Raw genomic sequence first — 1,176 nt, 5'->3', positions numbered from 1 at the left:
CCCGCACTCTTTGTGCGCCCGCACCGCGTCATCCCCATCCCTCCCTCCGAGGAGATGCCATGGCCAGGAAGATGAAGGCGGTGCAGGTGCTGAAGGCGGGCGGTCCGCTCGAGACGGTCGAGCGCGAGGTCCCCGAGCCCGGGCCGGGACAGGTCCGGCTCGCGGTGGAGGCGTGTGGCGTCTGTCACAGCGATGCCATCACCAAGGAAGGCTGGATGCCCATCCAATACCCCCGCGTGCCGGGCCACGAGGTGGTGGGCCGCATCGACCGGGTAGGCCCTGGCGTCACGGCGTGGAAGGAAGGCCAGCACGTCGGCGTGGGCTGGCACGGAGGCCATTGCGGCCAGTGTGTCGCGTGCCGCAGCGGCGACTTCGTCACCTGTGAGAAACAGCAGATCTGCGGCATCAGCTACGACGGTGGCTATGCGGAGTACCTGGTCGCGCCCCAGGAGGCGCTGGCCCGCATCCCGGAGGGAATGAGCTCCGAGGATGCCGCTCCCCTGCTCTGCGCGGGCGTCACCACGTACAACTCGCTGCGCAACATGGGGGCGCGGCCAGGGGACCTCGTGGCGGTGCAAGGCATTGGCGGATTGGGCCACCTGGCCATCCAGTACGCCCACAAGTTCGGCTACCGCACCGCCGCCATCTCGCGCGGAGCGGACAAGCGACCCCTGGCGCTCGAACTGGGCGCGCAGGAGTACATCGACACGGAGAAGGGCTCTGCGGCCGAGGCGCTCCAGAAGCTCGGTGGCGCGCGCGTCATCATGATGACCGCCTCGAGCAGCAGCCTCGCGGGCGAGCTGCTCGGGGGACTGGGGCGCAACGGCACCCTCCTGCTGCTGGGCGCGGGCTCGGAGCCCATCCCCGTCAGCAGCCTGTCCATGATCAGCAAGCGCACGCGCATCCAGGGCTGGCCCAGCGGCGTGCCCCAGGACTCGCAAGAGACCATGGAGTTCAGTGCGCTCGCGGGGGTGCGCTCGCGCAACGAGGTGTTCCCCCTGGACCGCGCGGCGGAGGCCTTCGAGCGGATGATGAGCAACAAGGCCCGGTTCCGGGTCGTGCTCAAGATACGCTGAGGCGCAAAGGAGGACTCGCGCTTGCCCGGGAACGGCTGGGGTGGGAATGCTTGCGCATGTCCCCTTCCCGTCCACTGCTCCGCCTCGCGGCGCTGTCCCT

Annotated in this window: 1 protein-coding gene; it reads left to right on the top strand. The window is 69.6% G+C overall.

Annotated elements, in window-relative coordinates; genetic code table 11:
- Nucleotides 1–59 precede the first annotated feature (59 nt).
- Nucleotides 60–1,076, top strand: a complete 1,017-nt coding sequence (locus tag D7V93_RS43260) for an alcohol dehydrogenase (protein ID WP_120648697.1) — start codon at nucleotides 60–62, stop codon at nucleotides 1,074–1,076.
- The last annotated feature ends 100 nt before the right edge of the window (nucleotides 1,077–1,176 follow it).

Origin of the sequence: Corallococcus llansteffanensis, from assembly GCF_003612055.1 — a bacterium.
GTDB classification, from domain to species: domain Bacteria; phylum Myxococcota; class Myxococcia; order Myxococcales; family Myxococcaceae; genus Corallococcus; species Corallococcus llansteffanensis.
The sequence above is the reverse complement of the archived record's forward strand: the minus strand, read 5'-3'. Positions and strand labels throughout refer to the sequence as shown.

What these genes read in the sequence shown, in the direction of transcription:
- D7V93_RS43260 (WP_120648697.1), top strand. Translation starts at nt 60, where the DNA reads ATGGCCAGGAAGATGAAGGCGGTGCAGGTGCTGAAGGCGGGCGGTCCG.